The organism is Microbispora bryophytorum, from assembly GCF_006874465.1.
Lineage (GTDB): Bacteria > Actinomycetota > Actinomycetes > Streptosporangiales > Streptosporangiaceae > Microbispora > Microbispora bryophytorum.
The window spans coordinates 82,232-102,842 of sequence record NZ_VIRL01000007.1; the positions used below are offsets into that span (position 1 = coordinate 82,232).

Here is a 20,611-nt window from a genome sequence, read left to right on the forward strand (position 1 = left end):
GTTCCCCCCACCCGAGGTGCAGAAATGAGAAGACGTTTCATCGCCGTGGGCGCGGCCGTCCTCGCCCTCCTGACGTCGGTGATCGCGATGACCCAGAGCGCGCAGGCCGCGACCGGGCTCCACGTCAGCGGCACGAAGGTACTCGAAGCCAACGGGAACCAGTTCATCATGCGGGGCACCAGCCACGCCCACACCTGGTACGCGAGCCAGACGAGCTCGTTCGCGAACATCAAGTCGCTGGGCGCGAACACCGTCCGCGTCGTGCTGAGCGGCGGCCGCTGGACGGCCAACACGGCGAGCGACGTCGCCAACGTCATCGCGCTGTGCAAGCAGAACCGGTTAATCTGCGTGCTGGAGAACCACGACACCACCGGCTACGGCGAGCAGAGCGGTGCGTACACGCTCGACCAGGCGGTCGACTACTGGGTCGGCCTCAAGAGCGTGCTGACCGGCCAGGAGAACTACGTCGTCATCAACATCGGCAACGAGCCGTACGGCAACAACAACCCGTCCGCCTGGACCAGCGCGACCAAGAGCGCGATCAGCAGAATGCGGACGGCCGGATTCCAGCACCTGCTGATGGTCGACGCGCCGAACTGGGGCCAGGACTGGCAGTTCGTCATGCGCGACAACGCCGCCTCGGTCCTCGCCGCCGACCCCCAGAAGAACACCGTCTTCTCGATCCACATGTACGGCGTCTTCGACACGGCGGCCGAGGTCACCGGTTATCTCCAGGCGTTCCAGACCGCCGGCCTGCCGCTGGTGATCGGCGAGTTCGGCAACATGCACTCGGACGGCGACCCCGACGAGGACACGATCATGTCGCAGGCCCAGTCGCGGGGCGTCGGCTACCTAGGCTGGTCGTGGAGCGGCAACGGCGGCGGCGTCGAATACCTGGACCAGGTGACGAACTTCAACGTAAGCCAGCTCACCTCGTGGGGCCAGCGGCTCTTCAACGGCGCAAACGGCGTCAGGTCGACCGCCAAGGAGGCGACGATCTACAGCGGCCAGCCGCCGGTGAGCCCGTCGCCCAGCCCGTCCACCTCCCCCAGCGCCTCCCCCAGTGCCTCGCCCAGTGCCTCGCCCAGTGCCTCGCCGAGCGCGTCCCCGAGCCCCAGCCCGTCCCCGAGCGGTGGCGCCAAGGGTTGCTCGGCGACGTACAAGGTCTCCAACCAGTGGGGCGGCGGCTTCCAGGGCGAGGTGACCGTCACGGCCGGCTCCGGCGCGGTCTCCGGCTGGACCGTGACCTGGACGTACGCCAACGGCCAGGCGATCACCCAGGCGTGGAACGCCACGGTGACGTCGAGCGGATCGTCGATCACCGCCAAGAACGTGAGCTACAACGGCGGCCTCGGCGCCGGAGCGTCCACCTCGTTCGGGTTCCTCGGCTCCTGGAACGGCGCCAACGCGGTGCCGGCGGTGAGCTGCACCGCGAGCTGAGACACGGCGCGTCACCCACGGCCGGGCGTGCTCCCCGCGCCCGGCCCCGGCGTGTCACCGAGTGTCACCGCGTGTCATCACCGCGCGACCCAGGCGGGGCGTGCCGGGGATCAGTTGAGCAGGCTCAGTTGAGCAGAGGGTCGTCGGGGAAGGTGGCGACCAGTGCGAGGTCCCCCTTCTGCCTGCGCAGCACGGTGCGCCACAGCGTGTCCGGGTTCGGGTGGAAGGTGTCGCCCGGATCAGAGTCCACGACGTACCAGGCGCCTTCCTGAAGCTCGTTGTCGAGCTGTCCCGCGGTCCAGCCCGCGTAGCCCGCGAATATCCGCATCTGGGAGATCTCCCCCGCCAGGATCTCCGGCGGCGCGTCGAGATCCACCGTGCCGAGGCGCGAGACCGCCGCCCTGCCCTGCAGCCGGCGCCAGCCGAGCGGCTCCTCGCCGCTGAGCACGACGGCGAGCGCGAGCGCGCTGTCCGTCTGCACCGGGCCCCCCTCGAACAGCACCGGAGGGCCCGTGACCAGGGCGTCCCAGGACGGTAAGACCTGGGTCACGGAGACCTCGCTGGGCCGGTTGAGCACCACACCCAACGTCCCGCCGTCCTCGTCGTGCTCCAGGACGAGCACCACGCTACGCCGGAAGTTGGGGTCGTCGAGCAGTGGCGTCGCTACAAGCAACCCGCCGACGTAGATCGCCTCCGCCATACATCCCATCATGAAGGAGGATTGCGGATTCGTGCACGCCGACCCCGATTTGCCGTGTCATATTACTCAGCGTGACACTCTGTCACCAATCGGGAGTCGATCAGGCCTCGGTGAAACCGCGCGCCCTGCCGCCGGCCGACTCTCGTACGGCCGCCGCCACCGCGTTGGCCACGTCGGGGTGGAAGACGCTGGGGATGATGTAGTTGGGGCCGAGCTCCTCGCTCGTCACGACCGCGGCCAGCGCGCGGGCCGCCGCGAGGAGCATCTCCTGTGTGACGCCGTCCGCCTGAGCGTCGAGCAGGCCGCGGAACACGCCCGGGAACGCCAGCACGTTGTTGATCTGGTTGGGGTAGTCCGACCGGCCCGTGGCCACGACCGCCGCGTGCTCGCGGGCGTCGTCCGGGGAGACCTCCGGCTCGGGGTTGGCCAGCGCGAACACCACCGCGTCCTTCGCCATGGTGGCGACGTCGTCCCCGGTCAGGATCCCCGGCGCGGAGACGCCGATGAAGACGTCGGCGCCCTTGACCGCGCCGCGCAGGTCGCCGCCGTACCCGTCGCCGTTGGTGTGCTCGGCGATCCACCGCAGCGACTCGTCGAGGTCGTCGCGGCCGAGGTGCACGGCCCCGAGATAGTCGCAGACGACGACGTTCCTCGCCCCGGCCGCCAGCAGCAGGCGCAGGACGGCGGTGCCGGCCGCGCCTGCGCCGGCCATCGCGATCCGCACCTCGGAGATCTCCTTGCCGACGACCTTCAGCGCGTTCGTCAGCGCGGCGAGCACGCAGATGGCGGTGCCGTGCTGGTCGTCGTGGAAGACCGGGATGTCGAGCAGCTCACGCAGCCGCCGCTCCACCTCGAAGCAGCGCGGCGCCGAGATGTCCTCCAGGTTGATGCCGCCGAAGCCCGGCGCGATGGCCCGTACGGTGGCGACGATCTCGTCCACGTCCTGCGTGTCGAGGCAGATGGGCCAGGCGTCGATGCCGGCGAACCGCTTGAACAGGGCGGCCTTGCCCTCCATCACCGGCAGTGCGGCGGCGGGGCCGATGTTGCCGAGGCCGAGGACGGCCGAGCCGTCGGTGACGACGGCGACCGAGTTCCGCTTGATCGTGAGGCGGCGGGCGTCCTCGGGGTTGCGCGCGATCGCCAGGCTGACCCGCGCCACCCCCGGCGTGTACGCCATCGACAGCTCGTCGCGGTTGCGCAGCGGGACCTTCGACTGCATCTCGATCTTGCCGCCGAGGTGCATGAGGAAGGTCCGGTCGGAGACCTTGTGGATCGCGACGCCCTCGACCGCGCCGAGGCTGTCCACGATCGCCTGCACGTGGTCGGCGTCCTTGGCCGCGCACGTCACGTCGATGCGGAGCTTCTCGTGACCGGCGTTGGTCACGTCAAGGGCGGTCACGACGCCGCCCGCGTTCTCCACCGCGTGGGTGAGCAGGCTGACCGCCTTGCCCCCTGCGGGCACCTCGAGGCGCACGGTGATCGAGTAGGACACGCTGGGCACGGTGGCCACGTCTATCCGCTCCTTTGCGGGTGATGCCTGGCCGTGCTCTCCCGGCTGCTCCAGTGGGGCGTGGCCTCCGCATGGCGGCCACGCTCGCGCATCCGGCCGGACGGCTCATGGGTGCTATCCATCGTGCCATCCCCGGCGGGATGTTTCAGCCCGTGTCCGGCTGCCCCACCACGCGCCATGCCCGTCCCGCACCCCGCCGTGCCGCCGGCCCGGGCGGGCGGGCGGGCGGGCGGGAACCGATCAGAAGAGCGCGTTGGCCAGCGCCCTGCGCGCCCGCGACACGGACGGGTCGTCGGCGGGCAGCGCGTCGAACAGCCCCAGCAGGTGGACGCGCGCCTTGTCCCTGTCGGCGCCCCGGGTGCGCCGCACGACCGCGACGAGCCGGTCGAACGCCTCGTCCACCTGGCCGTTCACCATCTCCAGGTCGGCGGCCTGGGTCTGCGCGTCCACGTCGTCGGCGTTCCCGGCGACCCGGCGCTGCACGTCGGCCGGATCGAGGTCCTGCGTGCGCTGCAGCAGCCCGACCCCGGCGAGGCCGATCTTCGCGCCCTCGTCCGACGGCGACCTCGCCAGCAGGCGCTCGTACGCCACGGCCGCGGCGTCCAGGTCGCCCTTCTCCACGGCCTCCTCGGCCGCCAGGAGCTCGGGGTCGACCGGCGGCTCGGCGGGCTCGTCCTCGGCGGGCGCGGCCGGCTCCATGCCGAGCTGCTCGAACACCTGCGACAACGCCTGCCGGAGCTGCGCCTCCGGCAACGGGCCCTCGAACAGGGGCATGAGCTGCCCCTGGAAGGCCAGATAGACGGTGGGCACCGCGCGCATCCGCAGCGCCTGGGCGAGCTGCGGGTCGGCCTCCACGTCGACCCTCGCCAGCACCCACGCGCCCGCCGCCTCCGCGGCCAGCTTCTCCATGACGCCGCTGAACTGCCGGACCTGCTCGGCCCTGCTCACCGTCGCCTCGACGATCACGGGAACGCTCAGGGAGCGCTCCACCACCTCGGCGTTGAAGGTGGCCGAGGTCACCTCGATGACGTCCGCCGAAGCGGCTCCGGACGGCCCGGCGGCCTCACGCCGCGCCTGGGCCTCAAGTGTCTGCTTGCGTGCGCCGAGGTCCACGGCGCCGTAGAGCGATCCAGGTCGAGAGAAGTCCGCTGCCATACCCCCAATCCTGCCGTACCCGTCCGTGTGATCCGTGCCATCCGCGCCGCCTTCCTCCGCGATCTGGGCGAGCCGGTGCCCGCCGTAAGGTGAACGACGCACGAAACACCGTATAAAGGGAGCAGGACGTGACAATGGAACGCATCGCCCCGCCGACCGTCGCCGACGAGCGCGAGATGCTGCGGGCGTTCCTCGACTACCACCGGGCCACGCTCGCGCTGAAGTGCGACGGCCTGTCGGACGACGAGCTGCGCCGCAGGTCGATGCCGCCTTCGACGCTCACGCTGCTCGGCCTGGTGAGGCATATGGCCGAGGTCGAGCGCGCGTGGTTCCGCCGGGTGATCGGCAAGGAGGACGTGCCGCTCGTCTGGTCGGAGGAGGGCGACTACCAGGCGGCGTACGACCCGAGCGGGTCCACCGGCGCGGAGGCGGTCGCCGCCTGGCAGGCGGAGGTCGAGCACTCCCGCAGGATCGAGCGCGCGGCCGAGTCGCTCGACGTCATCGCCTACGCGCCCCGGTGGGACGAGGACGTCTCGCTGCGGCTGGTGATGCTGCACATGATCCACGAGTACGCCCGGCACAACGGCCACGCCGACTTCCTGCGCGAGGGCGTCGACGGGACCGTGGGCGTCTGAGACGACCCGTCCCCGCCCTTCAGCCGACCGTTTCGTCAGCTCACCGGGCCCTGGACGGTCCTGCGCTCGGTACGGAAGATCAGCGTCGTCTCCAGATGGACGATCTCCTGGCGGACCAGGATGCGCTCGAGGATCAGGCGGTGCAGGTGATCGGCGTCGGGCACCGCGACGTGCACCAGGAAGTCCTGCGGGCCGGCCACGTGGAACAGCGCGATCGTCTCGGGGAGCCCGAGCACGAACGCCCGCAGCGGCTCCACCAGCTGGCTCGTGTGGGGCCGCACGCGCATTGCCAGCAGGGCCTCCAGCGGCCGTCCGAGCGCCTGGGTGTCGACCTCCGCGCGGAAGGCCGTGATCAGGCCTCGCCGGCGCAGCGACCGCACGCGTTCAAGAGCGGTGGAGGGGGCGACGCCGACCCGCTCGGCGAGATCCTTGTTGGGCAGCCGCGCGTCCTTCTGCAGCAGCTCCAGGATCTTCCTGTCGGTCGAATCCAGTTCGGCTGTCACGCCTTCATCCCTTCGTCGATTCGGCGATTGTGGCGAAAGGGCATCCACTGCGGCCATCATCGTGTCATGACCCCGAATCATGTCTGGGACATCGACGACTTCGTCCACGCCGCCGAGGTGACCGTGCAGGGCCTCGCCGCGTACGTCCGCGAGAGCCAGGACGGGGCGGCGCCGGTCATCCGCCGCAAGCCGCCAGGGGAGCTGGCCGGACGGCTCGGGCTCGCCCGCTGGATCCGCGAGGGCGGCATGGCCACGGAGAGCTACCGGGAGTGGCTCGACGCCTATCTCGCGGAGAGCACGCGGATGCATCATCCGGCCTACCTGGCCCACCAGACGGCCGCGCCCGACTTCCCCGCGGCACTGGCCGACTTCGTCCACGGCGCGATCAACAACCCGATGGCGATCTACGAGATGGGCGCCGCGACGGCGACCGTCGAGTTCGAGGTGCTGCGCTGGATGCTCGGCAAGATCGGCTTCCCCGAGGGCGGAGGCGTGCTCACCCACGGCGGATCGCTGGCCAACCTGACCGCGCTGCTCGCCGCGCGGGCCGCCGCCGCCCCTGATGCCTGGACCGAGGGCGTGCCCGGCGATCTCGCCCTCCTCGCGCCGCCGTCGGCGCACTACTCGATCACCCGCGCGGCGGCGATCCTCGGCCTCGGCGAGCGCGCGGTCGTGCCGCTCGACGTGGACGAACTGGGCCGGATCGACGTGGCCCGGCTGGGCGAGGGGCTCGACCGGGCGCGGCGAGCCGGCCGCCGGCCGATGGCCCTGGTCGCGGCCGCCTGCGCCACCGGCACCGGCCTGTACGACGACCTGCGTCCCATCGGCGAGTTCTGCGCCGAGCACGGACTGTGGTTCCACGTGGACGGCGCGCACGGCGCGTCGGCGCTGCTCACCGAGGAGCACCGCCACCTGCTCGACGGCGTCGAACTGGCCGATTCGGTCATCTGGGACGCGCACAAGATGCTGCGCACCTCAGGCCTCGCGGCGGCCGTGCTCGTCCGCCGCGAGGGCGACCTGGACGCCGCGTTCCGGCAGCAGGCCAGCTACCTGTTCTACGGCGACCAGGGGTTCGACCTGATCGGAAGGACGGTGGAGTGCACCAAGGGCGCGCTCGGGCTGAAGGTCTTCCTCAACCTCGCCTGGCGGGGCGAGCGGGGCCTCGGTGAGCACGTGGCAGGGCGGTACGCCACCGCGCACCGTTTCTGGGAACTGGCCCGCGAACGGCCCGGCTTCCACTGCCCGTACGAGCCGGAGAGCAACATCGTCTGCTTCCGGTACGGCGACGGGGACCAGGCCGCCATTCGCGAGACCCTGCTGGAGGAGGGCTCCTTCCACCTGACCTCGGCCGAGGTCGGGGGCGTCCGCCACCTGCGGGTGACGGTCATCGCCCCGGCCACCGACGACAAGACCCTGGAGTCCCTCCTCGACCGCATCGCCTCGCTCGGGGACGCCTAGAAGGCGGCGGGCTCTGAGTAGGTGCCCCACTCCTCGCGCAGGACGTCGCAGATCTCGCCCAGCGTGGCCTCGGCCCGCACGGCCTCCAGCATGGGCGGGATCATGTTGTCGTCGCCCCTGGACGCGGCCCGCAGGGCGGTCAGCGCCGCGTCGACGACCTCCTGGTCCCGCGCGACGCGCCGCTCGGCCAGCGCCCTGCGCTGCTCGACCTCGACCTCGTGGCTGATCCGCAGGATCTCCAGCGGCTGCTCCACGGTCGAGGTGTGGCAGTTCACGCCGACGATCCGCTTGTCGCCCTTCTCCAACTTGCGCTGGTAGTCGAAGGCCGACTCGGCGATCTCCGACATGAACCAGCCGTCCTCGATGCCCCGCAGGATGCCGGCGGTCATCGTGCCGTCGCCGCCCATCTCCCGGATCCTCGCGAAGGTCTTCTCCGCCTCGGCCTCCAGCCGGTCGGTCAGCGCCTCGACGTACCAGGAGCCGCCCAGCGGGTCGACGACGTTGACGACCTCCGTCTCCTCCATGATCACCTGCTGGGTGCGCAGCGCGATCTCGGCGGCCTTCTCCGACGGCAGCGCGAGCACCTCGTCCAGCGCGTTGGTGTGCAGCGAGTTGGTGCCGCCGAGCACGGCCGCCAGCGCCTCGATCGCGGTGCGGACGACGTTGTTGTCCGGCTGCTGCGCGGTCAGCGACACGCCCGCCGTCTGGGTGTGGAAGCGCAGCCACTGCGCCTTGTCGGTGCGCGCGCCGTACACGTCGCGCATCCAGCGGGCCCAGATGCGCCGCGCGGCGCGGAACTTCGCGATCTCCTCGAAGAAGTCGATGTGCGCGTCGAAGAAGAACGACAGGCCCGGCGCGAACACGTCCACGTCGAGCCCGCGCGACAGGCCCAGCTCGACGTAGCCGAAGCCGTCGGCGAGCGTGAAGGCCAGCTCCTGCGCGGCCGTGGCCCCCGCCTCCCGGATGTGGTAGCCCGAGACCGACAGCGGCTTGTACGCGGGGATCTCGGCGGCGCAGAACTCCATGAGGTCGCCGATCAGCCGCAGGTGCGGCTCGGGGGCGAACAGCCACTCCTTCTGCGCGATGTACTCCTTGAAGATGTCCGTCTGGAGTGTGCCGTTGAGCTTGCCCACCGGCACGCCCTGCCGTTCGGCCGCGACCACGTACATGCAGAAGATCGGCACGGCGGGCCCGCTGATGGTCATCGACGTGGTGACGTCGCCGAGCGGGATGCCGTCGAACAGCAGATCCATGTCGAGGGCCGAGTCGATCGCCACGCCGCAGTGGCCCACCTCGCCGAGCGAGCGGGGGTCGTCGGAGTCGCGGCCCATCAGCGTCGGCATGTCGAACGCCACCGACAGGCCGCCGCCCCCGGCGCCGAGGATCATCTTGTAGCGCTCGTTGGTCTGCGTGGCGTTGCCGAACCCGGCGAACTGCCGGATGGTCCAGGGACGGCCGCGGTATCCGGTGGCGTACAGGCCGCGGGTGAAGGGGAACTCGCCCGGCCAGCCGATGCGCTCGAACCTCGGGTCCTCCCCGGGCGGCCCGTAGACGGGGTCCACCTCCAGCCCCGACAGGGTGCGGAACTCGTGGTCCCGTTTGAAGGCGGCGTCGTATCGCGCCTGCCAGCGGGCCCTGCCCGCCTCGACCGACTCGGCGCCCGTCGCGTCCGGCTCCATGCGTCCCTCCCCGTGTCTCACTCTCCGAGAAGATACTAGGACGTCCTACTAAATCCGGCCACCACCGGTCCCCTGTTGACTCCCCGTCTCCATGGCTGTCATGTCACACGTTGGTCGCGAATTGTCACGGAGCTTTGACAGAGCCGGGAAATCTCCAAACATGGTCAGCGCCCTTGAAGTCCACACGGAGGTGGATGTGAAGCGCTTGACAGTCGTCGCCGCGACCGCGGCGATGGTGGCGGCAACCCTCGCCACGCCCGCGCAGGCCGAGCCGGCTGCCGCCGGGTCTGCGGCCCCGGCCGAATACGTGGTCCTGTACAGGGAAGGCGCGGCCGCCGCGGACGCCCAGAAGGCGATCGAAGCGGCGGGCGGCAGCGTGATCAAGGTGAACACCGAGGTCGGACTGGCCACGGTCAGCACCACCAACGCCGGCTTCGCCGGTGCCCTGCAGAGCTCGGCCGCCGTCGAAGCGGTCGCCCGCAACCAGTCGATCGGCAGCGCGCCCGACGACGCCAAGGCGTCCGCCGCCGCGAGGAAGGCCGTGGCGCGGGCCGCCAAGAACCACACCGTGGAGAAGGAGGGCCGGGGCGGCCCCGCCCGCACGTGGGGACGCAACGTCAAGGACGAGCCGCTGGCCGACCTGCAGTGGGACATGAAGCAGATCCACGCGGACCAGGCCCACAGGTTCGAGCAGGGGGACAAGGGCGTCCTCGTCGGCATCCTCGACACCGGTGTCGACGGCTCCCACCCCGACATCGCGCCGAACTTCGACCGGAGGCTGAGCCGGAACTTCACCGTCGACCTGCCGGCGGACGCCGACGGCACCGAGATCGACGGCCCCTGCGAGAGCGACCCCGACGGCTCCTGCACCGACCCGAACGACGTGGACGAGAACGGCCACGGCACCCATGTCGCCTCGTCGATCGCCGCGCCCATCAACAAGCTCGGCATCTCGGGCGTCGCGCCGAAGGTGACGATCGTGAACCTGCGGGCCGGCCAGGACTCGGGCTACTTCTTCCTCCAGCCCACGGTCGACGCCCTCACCTACGCGGGGAACATCGGCGTCGACGTGGTCAACATGAGCTACTACGTCGACCCGTGGCTGTTCAACTGCGCGGACAACCCGGCCGACAGCCCCGAGGAGCAGGCCCAGCAGCGGCTCTACGTCGCCGCCACCCAGCGGGCGATCGACTACGCGCACGCGCACGGCGTGACGGTCGTCAGCGCGGCCGGCAACGAGGCGATCGACTACACCAAGACGAACGTCGACACCGCCAGTCCCGACTTCGCCGGTTTCCCCGGCCAGGCGGCCAGGTCCCGGACCGTCCCCCCGTCCTGCGTCTCACTGCCGAGTGAGTCCGAGTACGTGATCTCGGTGTCCTCGACCGGTGTCAGCAGGCGGAAGGCGTACTACTCCAGCTTCGGCAACGGCTACGTCGACGTGGCCTCGCCCGGTGGCGACGTCTACGACACCCCCGGCAACACCAGGGACATCACCAAGGCCACGCTCTCGGCCTACCCCAAGGCGCTCGCCGTCGCCAACGGCGAGATCGACGAGAACGGCGACCCGACCGTCGACTACGTCGTGAAGGACTGCAAGGGCGCCGCCTGCGGCTACTACCAGTACCTGCAGGGCACCTCCATGGCCTCGCCCCGGGCGGCCGGCGTCGCGGCGCTCATCGTCAGCCGGTACGGCAAGCGCGACCGCGCCCACGGCGGCCTGACGCTGAACCCGGACACGGTGGAGGCGATCCTCAAGGGCACGGCCACCGGAACGGCCTGCCCGAACCCGCCCACGTTCACCTACACCCGCATCCTGCCGACCGGCTCCACCGTGACCGCCACGCACACCTGTGAGGGCGGCCGATCGGACAACGGCTTCTATGGCAAGGGAATCGTCGACGCCCTGCGCGCCGTCGGCCACTGAGCTGAGCTGAGCTAGCCGACCCGGGCCGGGCTGAGCCGAGCCGACTGGGCCGACCGGCGGCGCACCCGTGCGCCTGCCTCGGGCCGGTGACGCACCCCGCGTGGCGGTGCGTCACCGGCCCACCCGGGTCTTCCACCGCGAGGCCGGCGCGGGGCCGCGTCAGGAGCTGAAGTCGCCCGCGGCGACGCGCAAGGTCCTGAGCAGCCCGAACATCTCCCCCAGCTCGGCCTCGTCGTACATGCCCATGCAGAAACCCGCGTTCATCAGGTCGGCTGTGGCCCGCCGCACGATGGTCCGGCCCTCGTCGGTGATCTCCGCGAGCACGCCACGACCGTCCCGCGGGTTGCGCATGCGGCGGACCAGGCCGGCCCGTTCGAGGCGGTCCACCGTGTTGGTCACGCTCGTCGGGTGTACCATCAGCCGCTCGCCGATCTTCGACAGCGGCAGCGACCCGGCCCGGCTGAACGTGAGCAGCACGAGCGCCTCATATCTGGCGAAGGTCAGGTCGTACGGCTTGAGCAGCGTGTCCAGTTGCGCCAGCAGGATCTGATGGGCTCTCATGATCGAAGTGACGGCGGCCATGGCGGACGACGGCCCGAACGTCGAACGCCAGGTGTCGGCAGCCCTTTCGATCGGGTCGAACGGGAGCTTGAGCGGCCGGGGGCCACCCGTGGGCGGTGGCTCGGAGCTGGGCGGAACGGACACAGCGATATACGGTAGCGCGGCGCCCGCCACGATCGACCGGCGCACCGAGCGTAACCGGATTGATTCCTTGACCCCAGAACTCCCCCCGTACGGGTCACGCTCCGTTATGGTTGCGACGTCGAAAGGTGAGGCGGCGGCAAACCCGGCGGCACGGGGAACCCCGTCTGCTAGAGGACGTCTCGCGGACGGGGGTCCGCGGGGGACGCGTCCGATGGCGGGCGAGGCGAGGCCGGCCGGTGAATCAGCGCCACGGGGAACGGCGTCGGTTCGCGCACCGCTCACACAGACACGGGGGAGATTTTCAATGGACAGCATCGCTGTCCCGGCGCCGCATGCGCGCCGGACGTCGGTGGCGTGGCCGGGGGCCGCGCCCTGCTGTGGGTGAGCATAGGGGCGGTTCACGCGGTGAGCTGAGACACGGCGCGCTGGTCGCGGCGACCGTGCTGTTCGTGCTCGCGCTCGTCGCCGCGTGGAGCGTCCTCATTCCCGGTTTCATGGACTGGGACGACATAGTGGCGGCCGTCATCGGCTCGCTGCGCCTGACGGGACCGCTCGGAGCCGCGTTCGCGGCCTGGGTCGCGTTCCGCAGGCGCCGCGCGGACAAGGGCCGTGTCCTGACGCCGTGGCGGGCCGCCAGGGCGCCGCTGTCGATCATCGCGGTCGTCACCGGCTCCTTCGGGGCGACCGTGCTGCTGCTCGGGCTGCGTGCCGCGCTGACCGGGCAGGGCGGGCCGCTGCTGCCCGGCGGTCTCGCGATGTCCGTCGCCGGGCTGGGGCTGTATGTCGTGATCGGCTGGATCCTCGGCTGGCTCGTGCCGGTCGTCGTCGTCCCGCTGATCGCGGGAGCCGGCACGTTCGGGCTGTTCACCTGGCTGGCCACCGGGCCCAACTGGGCCGACCGGCTCGCGCCCGGCACCGGGGAGCCGTACGACCTGCTCTCCGGCGTCAGCGAGACCGCCTACGCGGACCAGACGCTGTGGCTGCTCGGCCTCAGCACCGCGCTGCTGCTCGGGTGGGTGGCCCTGGTGACCCGGCGGACGCTGGCACTGGCCGCCGCGGTGATCACCGTGCTGGCCGCCGGGACCGGCGCGGCCCGGCTCGTCACCGGGCCGCGGACGATAACGGTGAGCGAGCGTCTCGTCTGCCAGGAATGGCCCATCAGCGTCTGCGTGCATCCGGCGCTGCGCGGGGGCCTGGCCGAGCTCGCCACCGTGTTCACCAAGCTCGCCCTGCGCCTGAACGGCACGCCGGCCGCCTTCACGAGGGTCGAGCAACGGGCGTACGGCGAGGAGGGCTCGACGGGGCCGGGAGTGGTCGTCGTCCACATCGACGACCTCGGATCCGGATACGCCCAGCGGGCGGCCACCGAGTTCCTCGACCGCCTGGCCCGCCCGTGCCCGGGAGCCGGGGCCGCCGGCTACCGTGCCGTCGTCGTCGCCTGGCTGCGGGGTGTCGCGCTGCCCAGCGGACCGCTGCGCGAGCACCACGAGGCGGCCATCTGGTTCTCCGAGCTGAGTGAGGGCCAGCGGCACGACTGGCTGCGCATGTTCTACTCCGACTTCGTCTCCTGCGGTCTGCAGGCCAAGCACTTCGGCGGCGGCACCCGGCCCGCCGACCCCGTCGCGTCGGGTTATCCGGTCAATCCCACCCCCGCGTACGCGCCGGACTATCCGGTCGAGCCGAGTCCGCCGGGAACGGTCGTCGCCACCGGCATGCCGACCGGCCTCGACCCCGGCTGGGAGCAGGGGACGGGCCCACGCGGCGAGACCGGTCCGGGATGGACCGGCCCGAGTCCGGCCGCATCGTTGTGGCCGTCTCCCGCCGCGAGCCCCGCCGGCCGGTATCCCACGGGCCGGTATCCGACGGGTGAAGGCCCCATGGGCCAGGGGCCTATGGGTCAGGGGCCTATGGGTCAGGGTCCGATGGGCCGCCCGGGTTACCCGGGTCCGTGGGACGCGCCGCACGGCGAAGGCGCCCGGAGAGGCGGCCCCTGGACCCCCGGCCCGGGACGGTCGCCGCACCCCTGGCGGCCCGGAAGGCCCGGCAGGGGCGGTGACGACGCCGCGTCCCCGGACCGCCCGGGTGCGCCCGGCACGCAGGAACGGCCCGGCGGCGTCGGCGCGAGCCCGTCACCCGCGCAGGACCGCCCCGGCCGCCCGCAACCCGGCGTGCAGGAACGGCCCGGCGGCGCGAGCACCTCCCCCGTCCAGGACCACCGGCCCCGCCGTCCGCGGTCCACCGGCGCGGTCCAAGGCCGGGACGGGCACGACGCCCGCCCCGGACACACCGCGCGACCCGGGGAACGCTCCGACGGTCCAGACAGTGGTCCAGGCAACAGTCCAGACGGTGGTCGTGACGCCGGTCGTGACGCCGGTCGCACGGACCCCGCCCGGCCTGCCACGGACGACACCGACGCCCGCGACGCGGGCCCCCGGGACGACCCTGGCGTGATGGGCGTCCCCGGCACGCTCCTGGCGCCCGCGGCGTAGTCCGCCCCGCGCCTGACAGAACCGGCCGCGGGGCAGAACCGACCGCGGGGCAGGACCGGCCGACTGGCCGAATCGGCCGCGGGGCGGGCCGGTCCGGCCATCGGTCCGGACGAAAGGCGGGTTGGGGAGGACCGAAGCACCGCCTATGGACAGAAATGATCTTCTCGAACGTGAGATCGCGGGAATAGGGGGAAGATTCCCCCCGTGGACCGTCAGACCCGTCCCTCGTTCACGCCGGCCGACTCCGGCGCCGCCACCGACGCCACGGCACGCGCCGGGGCCCCCGCACCCCGCTCCCGGCGCGGCTGGCGGGTGCTCGCCGGCCTGCTGTTCGTGGTCCTGCTGCTCGTGGTCGGCGCCCGGCTGACCTGGTCCTGGCTCAACCCGCTGGGCGAGCAGACCATCGACCGCAGCGGCCCCGCGCTGCTCCGGTCCGTGCAGAACCTGAGCCGCTTCGAGGCCGCGACCGGCGACTTCCAGGTCATCGTCGACCTGGAGAAGGACGCGAAGTTCGTGCCGGACGCGATCAAGGGCTCCCGCACGCTCTTCGTGGGCGCCGGCACCGTGGACGCATATGTGGACTTCACCACGCTGCCCAAGGATGCCTTCACCGTCTCCCCCGACCGCACGAGGGTGACGGTGCGGCTGCCGCACGCCGAGCTGGAAAAGCCCAACCTCGACAGCAAACGGTCGTACGTCTTCGCACAGGAGCGGGGCATCTTCGACCGGATCTCCGACTTCCTGTCGTCGTCGCCGCAGAACCAACAGGAGCTCTACATGCTGGCCGAACGCAAGATCGCCGATGCGGCCACCGCCAGTGACCTGCGCTCCCGTGCCGACCAGAACACCAAGGCCATGCTGGAGGGCGTGCTGAAGTCCCTCGGCTTCACGACGGTCACGGTCAGGTACGACGGCGAGCCCTGACCCGTCGGCCGCCGTGAGGCGAGAGCCGTACGGGCCGGGCCCGGACCGGCCCGGCCCTGCCCTGCCTCTCAGCGCAGCGCGGCGCCCCGGCCTAGCGCCGCAGCGCGGCGCCTCGGACCGGCGTCTCAGCGCAGCGCAGCGCGGCACCTCGGCCCGGCACCTCAGCGCAGCGCGGCGATGAGGTCGTCGGCGGCGGCGTAGGGATCGGTCTGCGCGCCGAGCAGCCGCTCGGCGAGAGCGTCGAGGCGGTCACCGTGGAGCACGGCGAAGCGCGACCGGAGCTGGGCCAGCGCGATCGCCTCGATCTCGTCGCGGGCCCTGGCCAGCCGCCGCCTACGGGCCTCACCCGACTCCTCCAGGTATGCCTGGTGCTTGTCCAGCTCGGCCATCAGGTCGTCCGCGCCCTCGCCCTTGGAGGCGACGGTGGTGACGATCGGCGGCCGCCACGGTGTCTCGACGAGGCCGGTCATGTTCCGCAGTTCCCGCACGGTCGCCTGGACGCCGTCGCGGTCGGCCTTGTTCACCACCAGGACGTCGGCGACCTCGAGGATGCCCGCCTTGGCGGCCTGCACGCCGTCGCCCATGCCCGGCGCGAGAATGACGACGGTCGTGTCGGCCAGACGGGCGATCTCCACCTCGGCCTGCCCCACGCCGACCGTCTCGACGAGGATCACGTCGCATCCGGCGGCCTCCAGCACGCGCAGCGCCTGCGGCGTGGCCCACGCGAGCCCGCCCAGGTGCCCCCGGCTCGACATGCTGCGGATGAAGACCCCCGGATCGGTCGCGTGGTCCTGCATGCGGACGCGGTCGCCGAGCAGGGCCCCGCCGGTGAACGGGCTGGAGGGGTCGACCGCGAGCACCCCCACCGTGCTGCCGCGTTTGCGGAACGCCCGGATGAGCATGCCGGTCGAGGTCGACTTGCCGACGCCGGGAGAGCCGGTCAGGCCGATGACCCGGGCGGGGTGTGCCCGCGCGGCGCCGGTGGCGAGCGCGGCCATCGCCTCGCGCAGCGCACGGCTCGCCGCCGCGGGCGCCGCCGGGTCTCCCCCCGCGGAACCGGCGGAACCAGCAGGACCGGCGGAACCGGCGGGCCGCGCGGCGTGCGCGGCCTTCGCGGCGTTCTCCGCGTTTTCGACGGCGTTCTCCACCAGCGAGATCAGCCGCGCCACCGCGCGCGGCCGTCCCTGTCGCGCCTGACCGACAAGCTCACGGACGTCCACCTGCGGCTCCGTTCAGGCGCCGGGCGCGGGAACCCGGATGATCAGCGCGTCGCCCTGGCCGCCGCCGCCGCACAGGCCGGCCGCGCCGAGGCCGCCGCCGCGCCTCTTCAGCTCGTGGGCCAGCGTCAGCACGATCCGGGCGCCGGACGCGCCGATCGGGTGGCCGAGCGCGATTCCGCCGCCGTTGACGTTGACCCTGTCGAGCGGAACGCCCAGTTCCTTCGCCGACTGCAGCACGACCTGGGCGAACGCCTCATTGATCTCCAGCAGGTCGAGGTCGCCGACGGTCAGCCCCTGCTTGGCCAGCGCCTGCGTGATGGCGTTGGCGGGCTGGGACTGCAGCGAGTTGTCCGGCCCGGCCACGTTGCCGTGCGCGCCGATCTCGGCCAGCCATTCCAGGCCCAGCTCCTCGGCCTTGGCCTTCGACATCACGACCACGGCGACGGCGCCGTCGGAGATCTGCGAGGCCGATCCGGCCGTGATGGTGCCGTCCTTGGTGAACGCCGGGCGCAGCTTCGCCAGGGTCTCGACCGTGGTGTCCTCGCGGATTCCCTCGTCGGCGGAGAACAGCACCGGGTCCCCCTGTGTCCCACCCCCATGGCTACGCCCCGCCGCCCCCTTTCGCCGGGGCAGCGGCACCGGGACGATCTCGTCGTCGAACAGGCCCTTCTCGGTGGCCTCGGCGGCGCGCTGGTGCGACCGCGCCGAGAACTCGTCCTGCTCCTCCCGGGTCAGGCCGAGCCGCGCGTTGTGGCGCTCGGTGGACTCCCCCATCGCGATCTGGTCGAACGCGTCGGTGAGGCCGTCGTGGGCCATCGCGTCCACGATCCCGGCGTTGCCGTACTTCACGCCCTTGCGCAGACCCGGCAGCAGGTGCGGCGCGTTGGTCATCGACTCCATGCCGCCCGCGACGACGATGTCGAACTCGCCCGCGCGGATGAGCTGGTCGGCCAGCGCGATCGCGTCGAGGCCCGACAGACAGACCTTGTTGATGGTGAGGGAGGGCACGGTCATGGGGATGCCGGCCTTCACCGCCGCCTGTCGCGAGGGGATCTGTCCCGCACCGGCCTGGAGCACCTGCCCCATGATCACGTACTGGACCTGGTCCGGAGAGACGCCCGCCCGCTCCAGCGCCGCTTTGATCGCGATCCCGCCCAGCTCGACGGCGGACAGGTCGGAGAGCGAGCCGAGGAGCCGTCCGATCGGTGTGCGTGCTCCGGCGACGATGACGGAACCAGACATTGAGACCCTCCACTACGAGATCGGGGCGACGGTGTCACCATACCCAGGAGTAGTGAGGCCGCCCGGGAACGGGCGGTGGGACGGGAACGGCGAGGGGAGACGGCGATGCTGCTGCGCATCGACCACGTGGGCGTGGCCTGCCACAACCTGGAAGAGAAGATCGAGTTCTACGAGTCCGTCTTCGGCCTGACCGTCGTCAGCCGCGAGGTGAACGAGGAGCAGGGCGTCCGCGAGGCCATGCTGCACGTGGCCGACGGCGACCAGGGCGCGTCGTATGTCCAGCTCCTCGAACCGCTACACCCCGACACCGCCGTGGGCAGGTTCCTCGCCAAGCGGGGCGAGGGCGTGCATCATATCGGGTACGGCGTGGCGGACGTCACCGAGGCCCTGAAGGAGATCGGGGCGAAGGGCGTGCGCCTGATCGACGAGCGGCCCAGACACGGGTCGATGGGGGCCTCGATCGCGTTCCTGCATCCAAAGGACGTGGGAGGGGTTCTCACCGAGCTCGTCGAGACGTCCAGGCGCTAGACAAACGCAAGAAACGTTCATACGTAACAAGTCGCGCAGAAAGTCGGAGGGGGCCTCCAAGGCGGCAGTACCGGAGTACGCTGGCGTACCACCGGACGTGGACGCCAAACCGGCTTCCCCGCCTCGGAACCGACCCCCCGTCCGGCCCCTGTAGCCGTCTCGACAACCAGGATCGAGCCTCATGCAGTCCGACATCGACGCCCAGCTCAACAACTTCTTCGAGGACGCCCCATCTCGCGAATTCGACGTGGTGCTCCGGGGTTATGACCGGCACCAGGTCCACGACCACCTGAAGACTCTCGACACCGAACTGCGTCAGGCCAAGGAACAGGTCGGCGCCCTCCAGCGGGAGCTGTCCGACTCTCAGCGCCAGCTGCAGGAGCAGGAGCGTCCGACGTACTCGGGTCTCGGCGCCCGCATCGAGCAGTTGCTCAGGCTCGCGGAGGAGCAGGCCACCGAGCTCGTCCAGGCGGCCCGGTCGGAGGCGAACGAGATCCGCGCCGCCGCCAAGGTGGACGCCGCCGACCTGCGGGCGGCAGCGGAGAACGAGGCGGCGGAGAAGCGGGCGTTGGCGACGCGCGAGGCCGAGGAGATGCGCAGCACCGCCGAGCGCGACGCGGAGGAGATCCGGTCGACGGCCCGGCGTGAGTCCGACGAGCTGACCGCCACCACCGAGCGCGAGGTCGCCAAGATCCGCGCCACCGCCGACCACGAGGTCGCGGAGAAGCGGGCGGACGCCGAGCGCGAGATCGCCAAGCTGCGCACCACGACCGAGCGCGAGGTGGCCCAGCTGCGGGCCTCGACCAAGCGCGAGCGCGACGAGGTGCTCACCACGGCCAAGCGTCAGGCGGACGAGATGCGGGCCCAGGCGCAGCGGATCCTGGAGGAGTCGGAGGCCAAGCGCGCTCAGGACGAGGCGGAGTTCGAGATCCAGCTCGCCGCCCGCCGCGAGGACGCCGAGCGGCAGGAGGCCGAGCGGCACGCCACCGCCCAGGCCAACACCCAGAAGCTGGTCGCCGAGGCCGAGCAGCGCGCCGCCACCGCCGAGCAGCGGGCCGCCAAGGCCACGCAGCAGGCCGAGCAGACCCGCCGCGAGGCCGACACCCACGCCAAGCAGCTGCTGGCCAACGCTCGCAAGAACGCCGACCAGCTCGTGGCCGACGCCAAGACCAGCGCCGACACGATAGTGACCGAGGCCAAGAACGAGGCCGAGCGCACCCGTACGTCGATGCAGCGCCAGGTGGACGAGCTCACCCGTCAGCGCGACAGCATCACCAGCCACCTCGCCCAGCTCCGTCAGCTGCTCGGCGGCGCTCCGCTGCCGGGCATGGACTCGGAGCCTGCGCCCGTCACCGCGGCCCCGCCGAAGCCGGCCCTGTCGGCCCCGCCGGTCGTGGAGAAGCCGGCCGTGCCCGTCACGCCGGTGGTCGAGCCGATCAGCTCCGCCAAGACCGACGACGACGCGGAGTGGTGGCAGGAGTAGTCACTGGGACATTCGGGGAGTCTGACGGCTGAATGAACGGGGCCCGGCACCGCCGGGCCCCGTTCTCATGTCCGTGTTCATCGTGTCCGCGTTCATCTGCCCGCGTTCATCTGCCCGCGTTCATCGGGCCCGTATCGCTGTGTCCGCGTTGTCGAATCCGCGACGCCGTGCCCGTGCCGCGGTGCCGCGGTGCCCGTGTCGTCGTTCGCGCTTCCGGGCTCAGTCGAGCCGGTCGAGGGACTTGACGAACTCCGCGACGACGTGGTTGAACGCCTCGGGCTGCTCGACGGCGGACAAATGGCCCGCCTTCTCGATGACGGCGAGCCGGGCCTGCGGGATGGCCTCCACCATCGCCTCGGCGTCCGGGAGCGGCGACAGCTCGTCCTCGTCGCCGACGACGACCAGCGCCGGAACGGTCAGGGACCGCAACGTGCCGAACGCGTCGGGCCGGGCGGCCATCGCCCGCTGCGCCCACGCGACGGCCGTGGGCGGCGCCGCCTGGACGAGCCCGCGGACGCGCCCGAGCACCATCCCCCTGCGCGCCCTGGTGGTCTCGCCGAGCATCGGGGGCAGCGACTCGGTCACGAGGATGCCCGTGCCGCTCTCCAGGACCGCTGCGGCGATCCGCTCTCTGTTCGCCCGGGCCGGCTCGGCGTCGGCCTGGGCCTTGGTGTCGGCGAGGACAAGGCCGCGTACGCGGTCCGGGTGGCGGCGGCACAGCGCCATCGCCACATAGCCGCCCATGGACAGGCCGCCGACCACGGCACGGTCGACGCCTTCCTGGTCGAGCAGGTGCGCCACATCGTCGGCCATGAGGTCGATCGAAGGCTCGTCGTCACCGAGCATCGTTCCGCCGAAGCCGCGCAGGTCCGGGGTGATCACCCGGCAGACGGGCGCGAGGCCCTCGCGCTGGGCGAGCCACATCGCGGAGGACAGCGGGAACGCGTGGAGCAGGACGACTGGCAGGCCGCTCCCGGCGGAACGCGAGTAGAGCTGCATCAGGTCACGGTAAC

The 20,611-nt window shown here is 71.6% G+C and carries 17 protein-coding genes; 8 read left to right on the forward strand and 9 right to left on the reverse strand.

Annotated elements, in window-relative coordinates:
• The first annotated feature begins 24 nt into the window (after positions 1-24).
• Complete coding sequence (locus FLX07_RS15610) at positions 25-1,440, forward strand: cellulase family glycosylhydrolase (protein ID WP_142571505.1); 1,416 nt, start codon at positions 25-27, stop codon at positions 1,438-1,440.
• A 124-nt stretch (positions 1,441-1,564) separates the two neighbouring features.
• Here the strand turns inward: FLX07_RS15610 and FLX07_RS15615 are convergent, their stop codons facing one another.
• From FLX07_RS15615 to FLX07_RS15625, 3 genes are all read right to left on the reverse strand, one after another.
• Positions 1,565-2,140, reverse strand: a complete 576-nt coding sequence (locus FLX07_RS15615; RefSeq protein WP_142571506.1) for a YqgE/AlgH family protein — start codon at positions 2,138-2,140, stop codon at positions 1,565-1,567.
• A 100-nt stretch (positions 2,141-2,240) separates the two neighbouring features.
• Positions 2,241-3,650, reverse strand: a complete 1,410-nt coding sequence (locus FLX07_RS15620) for an NAD-dependent malic enzyme (RefSeq protein ID WP_142571507.1) — start codon at positions 3,648-3,650, stop codon at positions 2,241-2,243.
• 240 nt (positions 3,651-3,890) lie between these two features.
• Positions 3,891-4,805, reverse strand: coding sequence for a tetratricopeptide repeat protein (locus tag FLX07_RS15625; protein ID WP_142571508.1), 915 nt, complete (start codon positions 4,803-4,805; stop codon positions 3,891-3,893).
• Between the two features lie 134 nt (positions 4,806-4,939).
• Between FLX07_RS15625 and FLX07_RS15630 the strand changes: the two genes are divergently transcribed.
• Positions 4,940-5,440 carry a DinB family protein gene (locus FLX07_RS15630; protein WP_142571668.1) on the forward strand — a complete coding sequence of 167 codons (501 nt, stop codon included), beginning with the start codon at positions 4,940-4,942 and terminating at the stop codon, positions 5,438-5,440.
• Between the two features lie 35 nt (positions 5,441-5,475).
• Here the strand turns inward: FLX07_RS15630 and FLX07_RS15635 are convergent, their stop codons facing one another.
• Positions 5,476-5,943, reverse strand: a complete 468-nt coding sequence (locus FLX07_RS15635) for an Lrp/AsnC family transcriptional regulator (RefSeq protein ID WP_208762228.1) — start codon at positions 5,941-5,943, stop codon at positions 5,476-5,478.
• Positions 5,944-6,009: 66 nt separating this feature from the next.
• Between FLX07_RS15635 and FLX07_RS15640 the strand changes: the two genes are divergently transcribed.
• A complete protein-coding gene (locus FLX07_RS15640; protein WP_142571509.1) occupies positions 6,010-7,401 on the forward strand; it encodes a pyridoxal phosphate-dependent decarboxylase family protein in 1,392 nt (463 codons plus the stop codon).
• Here the strand turns inward: FLX07_RS15640 and icmA are convergent.
• On the reverse strand, positions 7,398-9,080 hold the full coding sequence (icmA, locus tag FLX07_RS15645; RefSeq protein ID WP_142571510.1) for a coenzyme B12-dependent isobutyryl-CoA mutase large subunit: 1,683 nt from the start codon (positions 9,078-9,080) through the stop codon (positions 7,398-7,400). The two genes, FLX07_RS15640 and icmA, sit on opposite strands and share 4 nt — an antisense overlap.
• Positions 9,081-9,276: 196 nt before the next feature.
• Here icmA and FLX07_RS15650 point away from each other — a divergent pair, with 196 nt between their 5' ends.
• Positions 9,277-11,007, forward strand: a complete 1,731-nt coding sequence (locus FLX07_RS15650) for a S8 family serine peptidase (RefSeq protein ID WP_229689781.1) — start codon at positions 9,277-9,279, stop codon at positions 11,005-11,007.
• A 159-nt stretch (positions 11,008-11,166) separates the two neighbouring features.
• Here the strand turns inward: FLX07_RS15650 and FLX07_RS15655 are convergent, their stop codons facing one another.
• Positions 11,167-11,712 (reverse strand): MarR family winged helix-turn-helix transcriptional regulator, encoded by a 546-nt coding sequence (locus FLX07_RS15655; protein ID WP_142571512.1) that lies wholly within the window; start codon positions 11,710-11,712, stop codon positions 11,167-11,169.
• Positions 11,713-12,089: 377 nt separating this feature from the next.
• On the opposite strand from FLX07_RS15655, the gene FLX07_RS15660 reads away from it, so the two are divergent.
• Both FLX07_RS15660 and FLX07_RS15665 read left to right on the forward strand, forming a co-directional pair.
• The gene (locus FLX07_RS15660; protein ID WP_142571513.1) at positions 12,090-14,201 is read left to right on the forward strand and encodes a hypothetical protein; all 2,112 of its coding nucleotides are present in this window, start codon (positions 12,090-12,092) and stop codon (positions 14,199-14,201) included.
• Between the two features lie 204 nt (positions 14,202-14,405).
• Complete coding sequence (locus FLX07_RS15665) at positions 14,406-15,125, forward strand: DUF4230 domain-containing protein (RefSeq protein ID WP_244311155.1); 720 nt, start codon at positions 14,406-14,408, stop codon at positions 15,123-15,125.
• 161 nt (positions 15,126-15,286) lie between these two features.
• Here the strand turns inward: FLX07_RS15665 and meaB are convergent, their stop codons facing one another.
• Together meaB and FLX07_RS15675 are read right to left on the reverse strand one after the other, a co-directional pair.
• Positions 15,287-16,345 (reverse strand): methylmalonyl Co-A mutase-associated GTPase MeaB, encoded by a 1,059-nt coding sequence (gene meaB / locus FLX07_RS15670; RefSeq protein WP_229689782.1) that lies wholly within the window; start codon positions 16,343-16,345, stop codon positions 15,287-15,289.
• A 12-nt stretch (positions 16,346-16,357) separates the two neighbouring features.
• Complete coding sequence (locus FLX07_RS15675) at positions 16,358-17,587, reverse strand: acetyl-CoA C-acetyltransferase (RefSeq protein WP_142571514.1); 1,230 nt, start codon at positions 17,585-17,587, stop codon at positions 16,358-16,360.
• 105 nt (positions 17,588-17,692) lie between these two features.
• Between FLX07_RS15675 and mce the strand changes: the two genes are divergently transcribed.
• Positions 17,693-18,115, forward strand: a complete 423-nt coding sequence (mce, locus tag FLX07_RS15680) for a methylmalonyl-CoA epimerase (RefSeq protein WP_142571515.1) — start codon at positions 17,693-17,695, stop codon at positions 18,113-18,115.
• A 181-nt stretch (positions 18,116-18,296) separates the two neighbouring features.
• Positions 18,297-19,598: a DivIVA domain-containing protein gene (locus FLX07_RS15685; protein WP_142571516.1), complete on the forward strand. Its 1,302-nt coding sequence runs from the start codon at positions 18,297-18,299 to the stop codon at positions 19,596-19,598.
• Positions 19,599-19,817: 219 nt separating this feature from the next.
• On the opposite strand, the gene FLX07_RS15690 is transcribed toward FLX07_RS15685, so the two are convergent.
• Positions 19,818-20,597 carry an alpha/beta fold hydrolase gene (locus FLX07_RS15690; protein ID WP_142571517.1) on the reverse strand — a complete coding sequence of 260 codons (780 nt, stop codon included), beginning with the start codon at positions 20,595-20,597 and terminating at the stop codon, positions 19,818-19,820.
• Between the last annotated feature and the right edge of the window lie 14 nt (positions 20,598-20,611).

What these genes read in the sequence shown, in the direction of transcription:
- FLX07_RS15610 (WP_142571505.1), top strand. Translation starts at nt 25, where the DNA reads ATGAGAAGACGTTTCATCGCCGTGGGCGCGGCCGTCCTCGCCCTCCTG.
- FLX07_RS15615 (WP_142571506.1), bottom strand. Translation starts at nt 2,140, where the DNA reads ATGGCGGAGGCGATCTACGTCGGCGGGTTGCTTGTAGCGACGCCACTG.
- FLX07_RS15625 (WP_142571508.1), bottom strand. Translation starts at nt 4,805, where the DNA reads ATGGCAGCGGACTTCTCTCGACCTGGATCGCTCTACGGCGCCGTGGAC.
- FLX07_RS15630 (WP_142571668.1), top strand. Translation starts at nt 4,940, where the DNA reads ATGGAACGCATCGCCCCGCCGACCGTCGCCGACGAGCGCGAGATGCTG.
- FLX07_RS15640 (WP_142571509.1), top strand. Translation starts at nt 6,010, where the DNA reads ATGACCCCGAATCATGTCTGGGACATCGACGACTTCGTCCACGCCGCC.
- icmA (WP_142571510.1), bottom strand. Translation starts at nt 9,080, where the DNA reads ATGGAGCCGGACGCGACGGGCGCCGAGTCGGTCGAGGCGGGCAGGGCC.
- FLX07_RS15675 (WP_142571514.1), bottom strand. Translation starts at nt 17,587, where the DNA reads ATGTCTGGTTCCGTCATCGTCGCCGGAGCACGCACACCGATCGGACGG.
- mce (WP_142571515.1), top strand. Translation starts at nt 17,693, where the DNA reads ATGCTGCTGCGCATCGACCACGTGGGCGTGGCCTGCCACAACCTGGAA.
- FLX07_RS15685 (WP_142571516.1), top strand. Translation starts at nt 18,297, where the DNA reads ATGCAGTCCGACATCGACGCCCAGCTCAACAACTTCTTCGAGGACGCC.
- FLX07_RS15690 (WP_142571517.1), bottom strand. Translation starts at nt 20,597, where the DNA reads ATGCAGCTCTACTCGCGTTCCGCCGGGAGCGGCCTGCCAGTCGTCCTG.